The sequence below is a fragment of the Pseudomonas sp. Larv2_ips genome (assembly GCF_963879675.1).
GTDB lineage: Bacteria > Pseudomonadota > Gammaproteobacteria > Pseudomonadales > Pseudomonadaceae > Aquipseudomonas.
This window is the reverse complement of the sequence record NZ_CAWOAW010000001.1, coordinates 208,025-224,302: the sequence shown is the minus strand read 5'-3', so window position 1 is coordinate 224,302 and position 16,278 is coordinate 208,025. Positions and strand designations below refer to the sequence as shown.

Here is a 16,278-nt window from a genome sequence, read left to right as displayed (position 1 = left end):
TGTTCTCTTTATTCATACGGCATCAAACCGGCCTGGATGCAGATTGAAGAAGATAAACGCCAACAGGCAGCACTGCAAAGTGCTGCCTGCGGGCGAAGCATGAACCATTCCGGCAATCTTATTCGCTGGAAAGCAGGTCCATGGTGTGTTTATCCATCATTTCCAGTGCACGGCCACCGCCACGGGCGACGCAGGTCAGCGGGTCTTCGGCGACGATCACCGGCAGGCCTGTTTCCTGGGCCAGCAGCTTGTCGAGGTCGCGCAGCAAGGCGCCACCACCGGTCAGCACCAGGCCACGCTCGGCGATGTCGGAAGCCAGCTCCGGAGGCGATTGCTCCAGGGCGCTCTTCACTGCCTGAACGATGGTGGCCAGGGACTCTTGCAGAGCTTCCAGCACTTCATTGGAGTTCAGGGTGAAAGCACGTGGAACGCCTTCGGCCAGGTTGCGACCGCGAACATCAACTTCGCGAACTTCGCCGCCCGGGTAAGCGGTGCCGATTTCCTGCTTGATGCGCTCGGCGGTGGATTCGCCGATCAAGCTGCCGTAGTTACGACGCACATAGGTAATGATCGCTTCATCGAAACGGTCGCCGCCTACGCGCACGGATTCGGCATACACCACACCGTTCAGGGAAATCAGGGCGATTTCAGTGGTACCACCACCGATATCCACCACCATCGAACCGCGCGCTTCTTCGACCGGCAGGCCGGCGCCGATAGCGGCAGCCATAGGCTCTTCGATCAGGAATACTTCGCGGGCACCGGCGCCAAGGGCCGATTCACGGATGGCGCGACGCTCAACCTGGGTGGACTTGCATGGAACGCAGATCAGCACACGAGGGCTGGGCTGCAGGAAACTGTTTTCGTGAACCTTGTTGATGAAGTACTGCAGCATCTTCTCGCAGACGCTGAAGTCGGCGATCACGCCGTCTTTCATCGGACGAATGGCAGCGATGTTGCCTGGTGTTCGGCCGAGCATGCGCTTGGCCTCGGTGCCAACGGCAACGACACTTTTCTGATTACCATGGGTCCGAATGGCCACAACCGATGGCTCATTCAGAACGATACCGCGCTCGCGCACGTAAATAAGGGTGTTGGCAGTGCCCAGGTCAATGGAAAGATCGCTGGAAAACATGCCACGCAGTTTCTTGAACATGGGGAAAGGACCCTAGGCAACGCGTGGGTAAAAAAGTGCGGCAAACTCTAACAACGACAGGGATTTTGGGCAAGGCGCCAATGTGCTAAATTGGCCGACTTTCTGTGCACCAACCCCCACAATCGCGGCCATATGACCGTAGAAATGCGGTAGTGTTCCGACAATCTAACACACGGACGCCCTCCGTTCTGTTTTCCACTGGAGAATCCCATGGCGCTTGAACGCTCCGACGTGGAAAAAATCGCTCATCTGGCCTCGCTTGGCCTGAATGAAGCCGATCTTCCACAGACCACCGCAGCCCTGAACAGCATTCTCGGGCTGGTTGACCAAATGCAGGCCGTCAATACCGACGGCATCGAGCCCCTGGCTCACCCGCTGGAAGCCAGCCAGCGCCTGCGCGCAGACGTTGTGACCGAGCGAAATAATCGCGAGGCCTACCAGTCCATCGCGCCAGCGGTCGAAAACGGCCTGTACCTGGTTCCGAAAGTCATCGACTAAAGGGAAAGAGCCTTTCATGCATCACATGACTCTGGCCGAGATCGCCCGCGGTCTCGCCGACAAAAAGTTTTCTTCCGAAGAGCTGACCAAGACCCTGCTTGCGCGTATCGCCGAGCTTGATCCGAAGGTCAACAGCTTCATCAGCCTCACCGAAGAGCTGGCCCTGAGCCAGGCCAAGGCCGCCGACGTACGTCGCGCCAACGGTGAGAATGGCGCCCTGCTGGGCGCACCAATTGCCCACAAAGACCTGTTCTGCACCCAGGGCATTCGCACCAGTTGCGGCTCGAAGATGCTCGACAACTTCAAGGCGCCCTACGATGCCACGGTCGTGTCCAAGCTGGCCGCCGCGGGCGCCGTGACCCTGGGCAAGACCAACATGGACGAATTCGCCATGGGTTCTGCCAACGAGTCGAGCTACTACGGCGCAGTGAAAAACCCGTGGAACCTGGAGCACGTGCCAGGCGGTTCGTCCGGTGGTTCGGCTGCCGCGGTTGCCGCGCGCTTTCTGCCGGCGGCTACCGCTACCGACACCGGCGGCTCGATCCGTCAGCCCGCCGCGTTCACCAACCTCACCGGTTTGAAGCCGACCTACGGTCGTGTTTCCCGTTGGGGCATGATCGCCTACGCCTCCAGCCTGGATCAGGGCGGCCCGCTGGCACGCACGGCTGAAGACTGCGCGATTTTGTTACAAGGTATGGCCGGGCTTGATAAGCAGGACTCCACCAGCATCGACGAACCGGTGCCGGACTACAGCGCCAGCCTCAATACCTCGCTCAAAGGCCTGCGTATTGGCGTGCCGAAAGAGTATTTCAGCGCCGGCCTCGACCCGCGTATCGCCGAACTGGTGCACAACAGCGTCAAGACGCTGGAACAGCTCGGCGCCGTGATCAAGGAAATCAGCCTGCCGAACAACCAGCACGCGATTCCTGCCTACTACGTGATCGCGCCGGCAGAAGCCTCTTCCAACCTGTCGCGTTTCGACGGCGTGCGCTTCGGCTATCGCTGTGAACACCCGAAAGGCCTCGAAGACCTGTACAAACGCTCGCGCGGCGAAGGCTTTGGCGCCGAAGTCCAACGTCGGATCATGGTCGGTGCCTACGCCCTGTCCGCCGGCTACTACGACGCGTACTACCTCAAGGCGCAAAAAATCCGTCGCCTGGTCAAGAACGACTTCATGGCTGCCTTCGAAGAAGTCGACGTGATCCTCGGCCCAACCACGCCGAACCCGGCCTGGAAGCTCGGCGCCAAGACCGGCGACCCGATCGCCGAGTACCTGGAAGACCTGTACACCATCACGGCCAACCTCGCGGGCTTGCCGGGCTTGTCCATGCCGGCTGGTTTCGTCGATGGCCTGCCGGTCGGCGTGCAATTGCTCGCCCCGTATTTCCAGGAAGGCCGCCTGCTCAATGTGGCGCACCAGTACCAGTTGAACACCGACTGGCACACTCGCACCCCAACCGGCTTCTGAGGAGAACACTATGCAATGGGAAGTTGTGATCGGGCTGGAGATTCATACCCAGCTCGCCACCCAATCGAAGATTTTCTCCGGTAGTGCCACCACGTTCGGCGCAGAGCCCAACACCCAGGCCAGCCTGGTAGACCTGGGCATGCCCGGCGTGCTGCCGGTGCTGAACCAGGAAGCAGTGCGCATGGCGGTGATGTTCGGCCTGGCGATTGACGCCGAGATCGGCCAGCACAACGTGTTCGCGCGCAAAAACTACTTCTACCCGGACCTGCCCAAGGGCTACCAGATCAGCCAGATGGAATTGCCGATTGTCGGCAAGGGCTACCTGGACATTCCGCTGGAAGACGGCACCATCAAACGGGTCGGCGTGACCCGCGCGCACCTGGAAGAAGACGCCGGCAAGAGCCTGCACGAAGAATTCCCGGGCGCTACCGGTATCGACTTGAACCGTGCCGGCACGCCGTTGCTGGAAATCGTGTCCGAGCCGGACATGCGCAGCGCCAAGGAAGCCGTGGCCTACGTCAAGACCATCCACGCGCTGGTGCGTTACCTGGGCATCTGCGACGGCAACATGGCCGAAGGCTCGCTGCGTTGCGACTGCAACGTGTCGATCCGTCCCAAGGGCCAGGTCGAGTTCGGCACCCGCTGCGAGATCAAGAACGTCAACTCGTTCCGCTTCATCGAAAAAGCCATCAACAGCGAAGTGCGTCGCCAGATCGAACTGATCGAAGACGGCGGCAAGGTCATCCAGCAGACTCGCCTGTACGACCCGAACAAAGACGAAACCCGCGCCATGCGCAGCAAAGAGGAAGCCAACGACTACCGTTACTTCCCCGACCCGGACCTGTTGCCGGTGATGCTTGAAGACTCGTTCCTCAATGACATCCGCGCCACCCTGCCGGAATTGCCGCAGCACAAACGCGAGCGTTTCCAGGCGCAGTTCGGCCTGTCGGTCTACGATGCCAGCGTGTTGGCCTCTAGCCGCGAACAAGCCAACTACTTCGAAAAAGTCGTGAGCATCGCCGGCGACGCCAAGTTGGCGGCCAACTGGGTGATGGTTGAGCTGGGCAGCCTGTTGAACAAACAGGGCCTGGAAATCGACGAAGCGCCGGTGACCGCCGAGCAACTGGGCGGCATGCTGCTGCGCATCAAGGACAACACCATCTCCGGCAAAATCGCCAAGACGGTGTTTGAAGCGATGGCCGCAGGCGAAGGCAGCGCCGATGAGATCATCGAGAAGCGCGGCCTCAAGCAAGTCACCGACAGCGGCGCGATCTCGGCCGTGCTCGATGAAATGCTGGCGGCCAACGCCGAACAGGTCGAGCAATACCGCGCCGCAGACGAAGCCAAGCGCGGCAAAATGTTCGGCTTCTTTGTCGGCCAGGCGATGAAAGCCTCCAAAGGCAAAGCCAACCCGCAACAGGTGAACGAACTGCTGAAAAGCAAGCTCGAAGGCTGATTCGCGGTGAAAGGGTCCGGGCGGGATTTCATGCCCAACTCGGACCCCATGTGGGAGCTGGCTTGCCTGCGATAGCAGTGCCTCGGTGCAACTGCAACACCGAGGTGCCTGTATCGCAGGCAAGCCAGCTCCCATATTTACAATGGGGACTTACTTAACGTGAAGCGTCTACTCGGCCTGCTGGCCCTGTTCTCTATGTTGGCCGGTTGCGCCAGCGGCCTCATCGACCCCAACGGCTACGACGAAACCGGCACCGCCTCCTATTACGGCGCCAAGCACCATGGCAACAAGACTGCCAGCGGTGAACCTTTCAACCAGAACACCCTGACCGCCGCCCATCGGCGCCTGCCCTTCGGCACCCAGGTCAAGGTGACCAACCTTAACAACAACAGATTCGTGGTCGTGCGCGTCAACGATCGCGGCCCGCATACCCGTGGGCGCCTGATCGACGTTTCACGCAAGGCTGCCGAACAACTCGGTATGCTGGGCAGCGGCACTGCACGGGTTCGCGTGCAGGCGCTGAACAACTGATAAAGGAGCCCTGGCCATTTTCGGATTAACCGCCCTCTCGCCCTGGAGCCTGATCGAGCTGATCAGTGGCCTGGTGTTGCTGATCGTCGGCGCCGAAATTCTGGTGCGCGCCGCCGTGCGCCTGGCGGCCAGCCTCAAGGTGCGGCCACTGATTATCGGCTTGAGCATCGTCGCTTTCGGCAGCAGTGCGCCGCAGATGACCGTGAGCCTGCAGGCCACCCTGGCCGGCAATACCGATATCGCCGTGGGCAGCGTCATCGGCAGCAGTATCTTCAACACCCTCGTCACCCTGGGCCTGGCTGCGTTGATCATTCCGCTGCGCGTCTCGCGGCAGTTGGTGCGGCTGGACATCCCGGTGATGATTTTCGCCGGCCTCTTGGTGTTTACCCTGGCCGGCAATGAAGAACTGACACCGCTCGACGGCCTTTTCTTACTGGTTGCGCTGATAGCCTACCTCGGTGTTTTGCACTACCAGACCCGCCATTCCCGCCGTCCACGCACGCTGGACACGGTGGCCCGCGCGCCCTGGCTCAGCAGCGCATCGTTGATACTGGGCGGGTTGTTGATTCTGGTGCTGGCCGGGCATTTGCTGCTGGGCGCAGCGGTGGATGTAGCAAGCGACCTGGGCCTGTCCGAACGCATCATCGGCCTGACGCTGATCGGTGTTGGCACCTCACTGCCGTGCCTGGCCACCTCGCTGATTGCCGCGTTGCGCGGCGAGCGCGAGATTGCCGTGGGCAACGTGATTGGCAGCAACCTGTTCAACCTGCTTGGCGTACTAGGGTTCACCGCGCTGGTGGCGCCCTCGCCGTTGTCGGTGTCGCCCAACGCACTGGATTTCGACTTGCCGGTGATGCTCGGCGTGGTGGTGTTGTGCCTGCCGGTGTTCTACAGCGGCTACCGCGTCACCCGCGCTGAAGGCCTGGTGTTTCTGGGGTTGTATCTGGCGTATGGGCTGCATGTGGTGTCGTTTACCTTCGGCATGCCGTTGGCCACCCGGCTTGAACAATTGATGCTGCATTACGTCCTGCCAGCGCTGGTCGCGTTTGTGTTGTTCACCTCGCTGCAAGCCTGGCGCCGCCAACACAAGAGGGAATCGCAATGACCGAACAGAAAAAGTCCGGGGTTGAAATGCGTCGCCAGGTCATGGGCGATGTGTTCGTCGACCGCGCCCTGGGCAATGCCACCGAGTTCACCCAGCCGCTGCAGGATTTCGTCAATGAGCATGCATGGGGCAGCGTGTGGAACCGCGAGGGCCTGCCGCTGAAGACGCGCAGCCTGATCACACTGGCCGCCCTCACTGCTCTCAAGTGCCCGCAGGAACTCAAGGGCCACGTGCGCGGCGCGCTGAACAATGGCTGCACAGTGGAAGAGATTCGCGAAGCACTGCTGCATTGCGCGGTGTATGCCGGCGTGCCGGCGGCGATTGATGCGTTTCGGGCGGCGCAGGAAGTGATTGAGGCGTATCAGGCGGATAAGCCGTGACGGCTGGATAGTCAGCGCAGGCAAGCCAGCGCCCACCTTTGATTGCATTCACCGATCAAACTGTGGGAGCTGGCTTGCCTGCGATTGGCCCTCAACCCCACCACAACGTTCAGATCCAACCACCCGCCTGCAACACAAAAATCCCGATATTGGTGGTCACCGCCGCCATCAAGGTCGTAATCACAATAATCGCCGCCGCCAGCTCATGATTGCCCTCGGCCGCCCTGGCCATGACAAAACTCGCCGCCGCGGTCGGTGCGCCAAAGTACAAAAACAGAATCCCCAGCTCCGGGCCCCTAAAGCCCAGCAGCCATGCGCCCAGCGTCGCAAATAGCGGCAGGCCGATCATCTTCACCAGGCTGGCACTGAAGGCCATGCTTCCGCTTTTGCGCAAGGCCGCCAGCGACAAGGTGCCGCCGATGCAGATCAATGCCAGCGGCAAGGTCATGTCCGCCAGGTATTGCCCGGACGACTCCAGCCACCCCGGCAGGCCGATCTTGAAAATCGCGAACGGTGCGGCCGCAATCACGCTGATGATCAGCGGGTTGGCCACCACGCTTTTGAAGATGCTCCACGGGTCGGACTTGATCACCGGGCTGTACACCGCCAGCACGATGGTCGACAGGGTGTTGTAGAACAGGATCACCAGCGCCGCGAGGATCGCGCCAAGGGAAATGCCGTAGTCGCCATACATGCTGGCCGCCAGCGCCAGGCCGATCACGCCGTTGTTACCGCGAAACGCACCCTGGGTGTAGATACCGCGGTCGACGCGCGGGCAACGATAGATCGCCCAGCCCCACGCCAGCGCAAAGCTCAGCAACGTGGCCAGCGCAAAGTAGATCAGCAGACCTGGCTTGAGCGCCGAGTGCAGGTCGGCGTGCAGGATGCCCAGGAACAGCAGCGCCGGCATGGTGACGTTGAACACAAGGGAGGAAGCGGTGTGGATAAAGTTGTCGTTGATCCAGTTGATGCGCTTGAGCAGCACACCCAGAAACAGCATGGCAAACACCGGCGCGGTGATGGTGAGGGTGGTGAGGAAGATAGCCAGCATGCCGGGAAGAACCTTGGTGGGTGTCGTCAGGTGGCTAATGATAAGCCATGCGGCCGTGCGGCGTCTGGTAGGCCCCCTCCCACAGTTGAAGGTATTCACCCATCAACCGTGGGAGCTGGCTTGCCTGCGACAGCGGAGTGTCAGCAACCGATGGGCTGACTGACACACTGCAGTCGCAGGCAAGCCAGCTCCCACAGGGGCCGCGTCGGTCTCAGGTGATAGGCGCCGGGTTGAACAACGTAATGTCGTTATGCAGCTTATGCCGCTCCGCCCACGTCTGCTTCTTGCCGCTGGCCACATCCAGGTAGAAGTGAAACAACTCCCAGCCCAATTCCTCAATGCTCGCACGCCCGGTGGCGATGCGTCCGGCGTCGATATCGATCAGGTCCGGCCAGCGCTGCGCCAGTTCCGTACGCGTCGAGACCTTCACCACCGGCGCCATCGCCAGCCCATACGGCGTGCCACGCCCGGTGGTGAACACATGCAGGTTCATCCCGGCCGCCAGTTGCAAGGTGCCGCAGACAAAATCACTGGCTGGCGTGGCGCAAAAGATCAGGCCCTTGCCTTTGAAGCGCTCGCCCGGGCCGAGCACGCCGTTGATCGCGCTGCTGCCGGATTTGACGATCGAGCCCAAGGACTTCTCGACGATATTCGACAACCCGCCTTTCTTGTTGCCCGGCGTGGTATTGGCACTGCGATCCGCCTCGCCTTTGGCCAGGTAGCGGTCGTACCAGTCCATTTCCCTGACCAGCGCTTGGGCCACTTCTTTGCTCTGGGCACGAGCGGTCAGCAGGTAAATGGCGTCACGCACTTCAGTCACTTCGGAAAACATCACCGTCGCCCCGGCCCGCAGCAGCAGGTCCGAGGCATAGCCGAGCGCCGGGTTGGCGGTGATGCCGGAAAACGCATCGCTGCCGCCGCACTGCATGCCCAGAATCAGCTCCGACGCCGGCACGGTTTCGCGGCGGCGCAGGTCGAGTTTCTTCAAGCGCACTTCGGCCAGCGCCATGATCTGCTCGATCATCTCGGTAAAGCCATGGCTGGAATCCTGCAGCCGATACAGCCACGGCTCGCTCAAGTCGACGGAGCTGTCGTTGTCGTGCATCACCTGCCCGGCCTGCAGCTTCTCGCAGCCCAGGCTGATCACCAGCGCTTCGCCGCCCAGGTTCGGGTTGCGCGCCAGGTTGCGCACGGTACGGATCGGGATGTAAGCATCCGTCGCAGTGATCGCCACGCCGCAGCCGTAGCTGTGGGTCAGTGCCACCACGTCATCAACGTTCGGGTATTTGGGCAGCAATTCATCCTTGATGCGCTTGACCGCATGGTCCAGCACACCGGTGACGCACTGCACCGTGGTGGTGATGCCCAGAATATTGCGCGTGCCCACGGTGCCGTCGGCGTTGCGGTAACCCTCAAACGTAAAGCCTTTCAGTGGCGCCTGGGTTTCAGGCACCTCGGTGGACAGCGGCAGGCTGTCCAGCGGCGGCGCGGTGGGCATGCGCAGTTGATCTTCCTGCACCCAGCTGCCACGTGGAATCGGCGCCAGGGCGTAACCAATGGTCTGCCCGTAGCGAATAATCTGACCGCCTTCGGGGATGTCTTCCAGCGTCACCTTGTGGCTCTGCGGAATGAAATCCACGGTCACCAGGCCGTCCGGGAACTCGGTCCCGGCCGGTACGCCTTGATCGTTGACCACGATCACTACGTTGTCGCGCTCGTGCAAACGGATCGAGCGCGGCGAGTCGGCATGTTCAATCAACTGCATTACATCGCCCCTCAGGAATGCGCTTGGGTAAATTGGGTCAGCTCAGGCCCTTTGCTGCTGGGCGGCTCTTTGAGTACCACACGCTTGATCGGGCCGACGATCACCAAGTAGCTGAACACCGCCAGCAAGGCGTTGGCACCGACGAACACCAGGGCCCACTTGAACGAGCCAGTGGTGGCAATGATGTAGCCGATCACAATCGGTGTGCTGATGGAGGCCAGGTTGCCAAACATATTGAACAGACCGCCACTGAGACCGGCGATTTGTTTCGGTGAGGTGTCAGACACTACCGCCCAACCCAGTGCGCCAACGCCCTTACCGAAGAAGGCCAAAGCCATGAAGCCCACCACCATCCATTCGATATCCACGTAGTTGCACGCCACGATGCTGCACGACACCAGCAACCCGCCAATGATCGGCGCCTTGCGCGCAAACGTCAGGGAATGGCCTTTGCGCAGCAGGTAATCGGAAATCAAACCACCCAACACCCCGCCGATAAACCCGCAGATGGCCGGCAACGAGGCAATGAAGCCCGCCTTGAGGATGGTCATGCCACGCTCCTGCACCAGGTACACCGGGAACCAGGTCAGGAAGAAATAGGTGATGCCATTGATGCAGTACTGGCCCAGGTACACGCCGAGCATCATGCGATTGGTCAGCAGCTGGCGGATGTAGTCCCACTTCGGACCGTCGGTTTTCTGGCCCTTGGTCTTTTCCTGGTCCATGTCGACCATCGCACCGTTCTCGGAGATGTACTTGAGTTCAGCGTCGTTGATCATCGGGTGCTGGCGCGGGCTGTGGATAATTTTCAGCCAGATCAGCGAGAACAGCACGCCAATCCCGCCCATCACGATAAATACGTGCTGCCAGCCGAAGGTGTAGACGATCCAGCCCATCAGCGGCGCGAACAGCACCGTGGCGAAGTACTGCGCCGAGTTGAAAATCGCCGAGGCCGTACCGCGTTCGGCGGTGGGGAACCAGCCGGCCACAATGCGCGCATTGCCGGGGAATGACGGCGCTTCCGCCAAGCCCACCAGAAAGCGCAGCATAAACAGCGCGACGATCGCGGTGGAGACGCCAAACTCACCGACATAGCCTTGCAGGATGGTGAACAGCGACCAGGTGAAGATGCTCAGGGCATAGACTTTTTTCGAGCCGAACCGGTCCAGCAACCAGCCGCCGGGGATTTGCCCGGCCACGTAGGCCCAACCGAATGCGGAGAAGATATAACCGAGGGTGACCGCGCTGATACCGAGGTCTTTTTGCAGGCTGGAGCCGGCGATGGCAATAGTGGCCCGGTCGGCGTAGTTGATCGTGGTCACCAGAAACAGCATGAGCAGGATCAAATAGCGGACGTGGGTCGGCTTGGTCGCTTGCATGAAGATGTACTCCCACTAATTATTTTTTTTGCGGGTAAGCATTTCTGTTTTAAGTGCAGGTACCGCTTTCTGTGAGAGCTGGCTTGCCTGCGATGGCGGTGTATCGGTCAACATCTCTGTGACTGATGTACCGCTATCGCAGGCAAGCCAGCTCCCACACAAGCCGGTTCCCACAGGTGTTGCGTGTTACGAACCGATGTAGCTGGTCTTCACCACGGTGTAGAACTCTTGCGCATAGCGACCTTGCTCGCGCGAACCATACGAGGAGCCCTTACGGCCACCGAACGGCACGTGGTAATCCACACCGGCAGTCGGCAGGTTGACCATCACCATCCCGGCCTGGGAGTGGCGCTTGAAGTGGTTGGCGTACTTGAGCGAGGTGGTGGCAATGCCCGCCGACAGGCCGAATTCGGTGTCGTTGGCCATGGCCAGTGCCGCCTCGTAATCCGCTACGCGCACCACGTTGGCTACCGGGCCGAAGATCTCTTCACGGCTGATGCGCATGGCGGCTTCGCTGTCGGCAAACAGCGTCGGCGCCAAGTAGTAGCCTTCGGTGTCGCAGGTCACCAGGCCGCCACCGCTGACCAGCCGCGCACCTTCGCTTTGGCCGATGTCGATGTACTTCATGTCCTGGTCCAACTGGGCCTGGGAAACCACCGGGCCGATGTCGGTGCCGCTTTTCAACGCGTGGCCGACTTTGATCGACTTCATGCGCTCAGCCATGGCCGCAACGAATTGGTCGTGGATACCGGCGGTGACGATCAAGCGGCTGGAGGCAGTGCAACGCTGGCCGGTGGAGTAGAACGCGCTCTGTACCGACAGCTCGACGGCCTGCTTGAGGTCGGCGTCGTCGAGGATGATCTGCGGGTTCTTGCCGCCCATTTCCAACTGCACTTTGGCCTGGCGCGACACGCAGCTGACGGCGATCTGACGGCCCACGCCGACCGAACCGGTAAAGCTGATGCCGTCGACTTTCGGGCTGTTGACCAACACGTCGCCAACCACACGGCCGCTGCCCATCACCAGGTTGAACACACCGGCAGGGAAGCCGGCGCGGGAGATGATTTCGGCCAGCGCCCAGGCGCAGCCCGGCACCAGTTCGGCCGGTTTGATCACCACGCAGTTGCCGTAGGCCAGGGCCGGGGCAATTTTCCAGGCAGGGATCGCAATCGGGAAGTTCCACGGGGTGATCAAGCCGACCACACCCAGGGCTTCGCGGGTGACTTCCACATTGACACCTGGGCGCACCGATGGCACGTAGTCACCGGACAGGCGCAGGCATTCACCGGCGAAGAACTTGAAAATGTTACCGGCGCGGGTCACTTCGCCGATGGCTTCGGGCAGGGTCTTGCCCTCTTCACGGGCCAGCAAGGTGCCGAGTTCTTCACGGCGGGCGAGGATTTCACTGCCGACTTTATCCAGCGCATCGTGGCGAGCCTGGATGCCGGAGGTCGACCAGGCCGGGAAGGCGGCGCGGGCGGCATCGATGGCGGCGTTGACTTGAGCTACGTCGGCCTTGGCGTATTCGCCAATGACATCGGACAACTCCGACGGATTGATGTTGTTGCAGTAGTCGGCACCGGCCACCCACTCGCCGTTGATGTAGTTCTCAAAACGTTTGGCTTGGGACACAAATCTTCTCCTGACGCAAAAGGCCGCTGATCTCTCAGCGGCCTTGTTGATGAGTTACTGCGGACCTTGCTTGTCGATCAGCGCGGCCAGGGCTTCGTATTCTTCCGGCAGCAGGTCGGTCAGCGGCGTGCGCACCGGGCCTGCGTCGTAGCCGGCGATTTTTGCACCGGCCTTGACGATGCTCACGGCGTAACCCGCCTTACGGTTGCGGATGTCGAGGTAAGGCAGGAAGAAGTTGTCGATGATCTTGCCGACGGTGGCGTGATCGTCCTTGGCAATCGCGTGGTAGAAGTCCATCGCGGTTTTCGGGATGAAGTTGAACACCGCCGAGGAGTACACCGGCACGCCCAGGGCCTTGTAGGCAGCGGCGTAAACCTCTGCAGTCGGCAGGCCGCCGAGGTAGCTGAAACGGCCACCCAGGCGACGGCGGATCGACACCATCAACTCAATGTCACCCAGGCCGTCTTTGTAGCCGATCAGGTTCGGGCAGCGTTCGGCCAGGCGTTCCAGCAGAGGCGCTGTCAGGCGGCAAACGTTGCGGTTGTAGACCACCACGCCGATCTTGACCGACTTGCACACCGCTTCCACGTGGGCGGCGACGCCGTCCTGGCTGGCTTCGGTCAGGTAGTGCGGCAGCAACAGCAAGCCTTTGGCACCGAGGCGTTCAGCCTCTTGGGCGTACTCGATGGCCTGGCGGGTCGAACCACCCACACCAGCAAGAATCGGCACGCTGGTGGCGCAGGTATCAACAGCGGTCTTCACCACTTGGGAATATTCGCTGGCAGCCAGGGAAAAAAACTCACCGGTGCCGCCGGCGGCGAACAAGGCGGTGGCGCCGTACGGGGCGAGCCATTCCAGACGCTTGATGTAGCCGGCCTGGTGGAAGTCACCCTGCGCATTGAAATCTGTCACGGGGAAAGACAGCAGACCGTGGGAGAGGATGGACTTCAGTTCTTGTGGATTCATTATTCGAACACCCTGGGCGAAGACTTTCTGTCGAAAGGTTATTGTTGGTTTGTTGATGTCGTACGTCATCGTACAACTATAAAAGGATTCGTCAACTGCAATTCATCGGGCTTCATGCGGCCCTGCGTTTAAACGCGTTTTCTTGACGTGGGAAATTAATCCTCTATGCTCCGATTGACTGTATATGCATACAGTTATTACGGAAGATTCCTACGACATAGCAAGGAGCTAACATGTCAGGTCTTGAACTCGCAGCACCCGAGAAAAACCCACCTACCCTGCGCTTCGAAGGCGGTGAGCACACTGCCATCGGCGATGACACGCTGTTGCGTTTCGTCAAGGACGCCCCGGCGATTCCCGCACACCAGGTCGAGTTGCACCTGCCCAACGGGCTGGCACTCACCTATGGCCAGGTGATCGCACTGGGCGGCGACTTCTATGGCATTCCTGGCCAGCCGATCAGCGACGGCGCGTCTGCGGCCGATCGCGCGCAGCGCTTTACTGCAGCGTTCAATTCGCTGGCGGTGCTGCCAGCCTCGCGGGAAGAGGCCGGGAAAATTCTTGCGGTGATGCAAAAGGAGATCAACTCAGTGAACCAGGCGATCAAGGACGGCAAACAACCGCATGAAGCCTATGACGCGCTGGGTGATACGTTGTCCGAGGAATGGAACCGCATCACTGGCGGCGGCAGTGCCGTTTCGGCATTGATTCCGCTGGGGCGCTACCTGAAATTGGCCGCAGACAACGCTGACCACTTCGGCGAATGGGCGCTGTCAGCGTATTTGGCTGGCCATACGGCGGCACTGCAACAGGCGGTCGTGGCCCATCAAACCGGCACCGATCAGGCACTGGAATTGGCCTACGCCATGAACGGCTTTGCTGATCACTTTTTGACCGACCTGTTTTCCGCTGGCCACCTGCGCGTGCCGCGCAAGCAATTGGCGGCGGTGGTGACGCCTGGCGAACTGGGCTCGCTGATCAGCCGCTTCATGCACGATGAGGACAGCAAGTTCGGGCTCAAGGTGCGCAACGCCAAGGGTGATCAATGGCACGCCTATGGGGATAAACGCTATTTCGATGCCATCGACGCGGACAATCGGGCGATGGTCAAACGTGCGGTACAGGCCTCGGCCGATGAGGTCTTCGAGACCTTTATCAGCGGTGTGGCGCCCTCCCCGGCCAACTTCAAGGCGCCGCTGTATGTGCCGGATTTGAACGCCGCGCAGAACCCGGCGAATAACTTTTCGCCGCTGTTCAAGATGGAGGGCGACAAGGTGCTGCGCCGCAAGGACGTGAATGACCTGAACGACAAACACTGGACCAATGATTGGTGGGGTTGGAGCACCTACCTGCTGCTCAAGGACTACAAGCCCAATCAGCCGGCTGATTAAGTAGACGCAAACCTCCAGACCAAGGAGATCACGATGTGGGAACGGGCTTGCTCGCGAAGGCGTTTTTTCAGTTGATGCACGTGCAGACTGACACACCGCATTCGCGAGCAAGCCCGCTCCCACACTTGGATCGATTGACTCCCGACACCACGGTTGCCCGGTTAGCCGCGCTGCGCTTCTGCCTCTTCGTGGGCATGGCGCAGTCGCTCTCGGCTGTTGGTCAAATGCAAGCGCATGGCGGCGCGTGCAGCGTCCGAATCCTGGCGGGCAATTGCCTCATAAATCTCTTCGTGCTCGCGGCTCAGGCGGCCCATGTAGTGCTGCTGATCGTCATGGGCCAGGCGTGCTGAATTCAGGCGCGTACGCGGAATGATGCTGGTGCCCAGGTGGGTCATGATGTCGGTGAAGTAGCGGTTGCCAGTGGACAGCGCAATTTCCAGGTGAAACGCGAAATCTGACGCCACCGCATCGCCGGCGTGGGCCGCGCTTTCATTCAGGGCATCGAGCGCCGCACGCATGGCGGCCAGTTGCTCATCGCTGCGACGTAACGCGGCAAGGCCGGCGGACTCCACTTCCAGGCTGATCCGCAGCTCCAGAATCGCCAACACATCGCGCAGCGTGACCACCGTGGCCGGGTCAATCCGGAAACCGCTCGGGCTTGGCGTGTCCAAAACAAAGGTGCCGATACCGTGACGGGTTTCCACCTGCCCCGCCGCCTGTAAACGTGAGATGGCTTCACGCACGACCGTACGACTGACGCCATGGGCTTCCATGATTGCCGACTCGGTGGGCAACTTATCGCCACGTTTGAGTTGACCGTCGCGGATCTGCTCAGACAACACCGTGACCAATTCCTGGGCAAGGCTGCGGCGCTTGCGGGGAAGACGAGGGGCGGTGTTGGCGTTTTCCATGATGATCCATCTTTCTCGGCGAACTTGAGCCCGCATCATAGCCCATGGCGGTTGTACGATCACCGTTGTGTCGCGACTTTCATCCACATCCTTCGCGCAAAAAAATGCCCCGACGCGTGTCGAGGCATTTTTCAGGCTCACCCGAGGGTGAAAGCCGCTTACTTCACCACTTTCAGGCTCGGCCGGCCGCTTGGACGCGGTGGCTCGGAGTCTGGCGGTGGTACATCATCACCGCCTTCGCCTTCGATCGATTCGTCGTCCTCGAAAGGCGACTCCAGATCAAACACCATGCCTTGGCCATTCTCACGGGCATAGATCCCGAGAATCGCGCCAATCGGCACGAACAGCGTATGGGGCACGCCGCCAAAACGCCCTTCGAAGCTGACAGCCTCGTTGTCCATGTGCAGGTGGCGCACGGCACTGGGTGATACGTTCAGCACAATCTGGCCGTCACTGGCAAAGCCTTGAGGCACGTCAACCTTGGGAAATTCGGAGTTGACCAGCATGTGCGGGGTGCAATCGTTGTCCACAATCCACTCATAGAGCGCGCGGACCAAATAGGGTCGACTGGAGTTCATCAGCGGCTCCT

General features: G+C 60.6%; 15 protein-coding genes. 7 read left to right on the top strand and 8 right to left on the bottom strand.

Annotation, left to right across the window (positions count from 1 at the left end):
• Nucleotides 1-118: 118 nt before the first annotated feature.
• Nucleotides 119-1,156 (bottom strand): rod shape-determining protein MreB, encoded by a 1,038-nt coding sequence (gene mreB, locus AACV02_RS01055; RefSeq protein WP_002555108.1) that lies wholly within the window; start codon nucleotides 1,154-1,156, stop codon nucleotides 119-121.
• Nucleotides 1,157-1,366: 210 nt separating this feature from the next.
• Between mreB and gatC the strand changes: the two genes are divergently transcribed.
• From gatC to AACV02_RS01025, 6 genes are all read left to right on the top strand, one after another.
• Nucleotides 1,367-1,654 carry an Asp-tRNA(Asn)/Glu-tRNA(Gln) amidotransferase subunit GatC gene (gene gatC, locus AACV02_RS01050; protein ID WP_003171764.1) on the top strand — a complete coding sequence of 96 codons (288 nt, stop codon included), beginning with the start codon at nucleotides 1,367-1,369 and terminating at the stop codon, nucleotides 1,652-1,654.
• 16 nt (nucleotides 1,655-1,670) lie between these two features.
• A complete protein-coding gene (gatA, locus tag AACV02_RS01045) occupies nucleotides 1,671-3,122 on the top strand; it encodes an Asp-tRNA(Asn)/Glu-tRNA(Gln) amidotransferase subunit GatA (protein ID WP_119736593.1) in 1,452 nt (483 codons plus the stop codon).
• Between the two features lie 10 nt (nucleotides 3,123-3,132).
• Entirely contained in the window at nucleotides 3,133-4,578 is a 1,446-nt protein-coding gene (gene gatB / locus AACV02_RS01040; protein ID WP_119736590.1) for an Asp-tRNA(Asn)/Glu-tRNA(Gln) amidotransferase subunit GatB, read from the top strand.
• Nucleotides 4,579-4,737: 159 nt separating this feature from the next.
• On the top strand, nucleotides 4,738-5,109 hold the full coding sequence (locus AACV02_RS01035; protein ID WP_106578662.1) for a septal ring lytic transglycosylase RlpA family protein: 372 nt from the start codon (nucleotides 4,738-4,740) through the stop codon (nucleotides 5,107-5,109).
• Between the two features lie 58 nt (nucleotides 5,110-5,167).
• Complete coding sequence (locus tag AACV02_RS01030; RefSeq protein WP_106578661.1) at nucleotides 5,168-6,214, top strand: calcium/sodium antiporter; 1,047 nt, start codon at nucleotides 5,168-5,170, stop codon at nucleotides 6,212-6,214.
• Nucleotides 6,211-6,594, top strand: coding sequence for a carboxymuconolactone decarboxylase family protein (locus tag AACV02_RS01025; protein ID WP_106578660.1), 384 nt, complete (start codon nucleotides 6,211-6,213; stop codon nucleotides 6,592-6,594). The genes AACV02_RS01030 and AACV02_RS01025 overlap by 4 nt, the downstream gene beginning before the upstream one ends.
• A gap of 109 nt (nucleotides 6,595-6,703) precedes the next feature.
• Here AACV02_RS01025 and AACV02_RS01020 read toward each other — a convergent pair whose 3' ends face one another.
• From AACV02_RS01020 to kdgD, 5 genes are all read right to left on the bottom strand, one after another.
• Nucleotides 6,704-7,645: an AEC family transporter gene (locus tag AACV02_RS01020; protein ID WP_106578659.1), complete on the bottom strand. Its 942-nt coding sequence runs from the start codon at nucleotides 7,643-7,645 to the stop codon at nucleotides 6,704-6,706.
• Nucleotides 7,646-7,856: 211 nt separating this feature from the next.
• Nucleotides 7,857-9,410 carry a galactarate dehydratase gene (gene garD / locus AACV02_RS01015; RefSeq protein WP_119736588.1) on the bottom strand — a complete coding sequence of 518 codons (1,554 nt, stop codon included), beginning with the start codon at nucleotides 9,408-9,410 and terminating at the stop codon, nucleotides 7,857-7,859.
• An 11-nt stretch (nucleotides 9,411-9,421) separates the two neighbouring features.
• Nucleotides 9,422-10,789, bottom strand: coding sequence for an MFS transporter (locus tag AACV02_RS01010; RefSeq protein WP_119736586.1), 1,368 nt, complete (start codon nucleotides 10,787-10,789; stop codon nucleotides 9,422-9,424).
• Between the two features lie 186 nt (nucleotides 10,790-10,975).
• Entirely contained in the window at nucleotides 10,976-12,421 is a 1,446-nt protein-coding gene (locus AACV02_RS01005) for an aldehyde dehydrogenase family protein (RefSeq protein WP_017138260.1), read from the bottom strand.
• Nucleotides 12,422-12,475: 54 nt separating this feature from the next.
• Nucleotides 12,476-13,387 carry a 5-dehydro-4-deoxyglucarate dehydratase gene (gene kdgD, locus AACV02_RS01000; protein WP_119736584.1) on the bottom strand — a complete coding sequence of 304 codons (912 nt, stop codon included), beginning with the start codon at nucleotides 13,385-13,387 and terminating at the stop codon, nucleotides 12,476-12,478.
• Nucleotides 13,388-13,620: 233 nt separating this feature from the next.
• Here kdgD and AACV02_RS00995 point away from each other — a divergent pair, with 233 nt between their 5' ends.
• On the top strand, nucleotides 13,621-14,778 hold the full coding sequence (locus AACV02_RS00995) for a phospholipase (protein ID WP_119736582.1): 1,158 nt from the start codon (nucleotides 13,621-13,623) through the stop codon (nucleotides 14,776-14,778).
• Between the two features lie 161 nt (nucleotides 14,779-14,939).
• On the opposite strand, the gene AACV02_RS00990 is transcribed toward AACV02_RS00995, so the two are convergent.
• Nucleotides 14,940-15,689 carry a FadR/GntR family transcriptional regulator gene (locus AACV02_RS00990; protein WP_106578653.1) on the bottom strand — a complete coding sequence of 250 codons (750 nt, stop codon included), beginning with the start codon at nucleotides 15,687-15,689 and terminating at the stop codon, nucleotides 14,940-14,942.
• A gap of 158 nt (nucleotides 15,690-15,847) precedes the next feature.
• Complete coding sequence (locus AACV02_RS00985) at nucleotides 15,848-16,267, bottom strand: ClpXP protease specificity-enhancing factor (protein WP_106578652.1); 420 nt, start codon at nucleotides 16,265-16,267, stop codon at nucleotides 15,848-15,850.
• Between the last annotated feature and the right edge of the window lie 11 nt (nucleotides 16,268-16,278).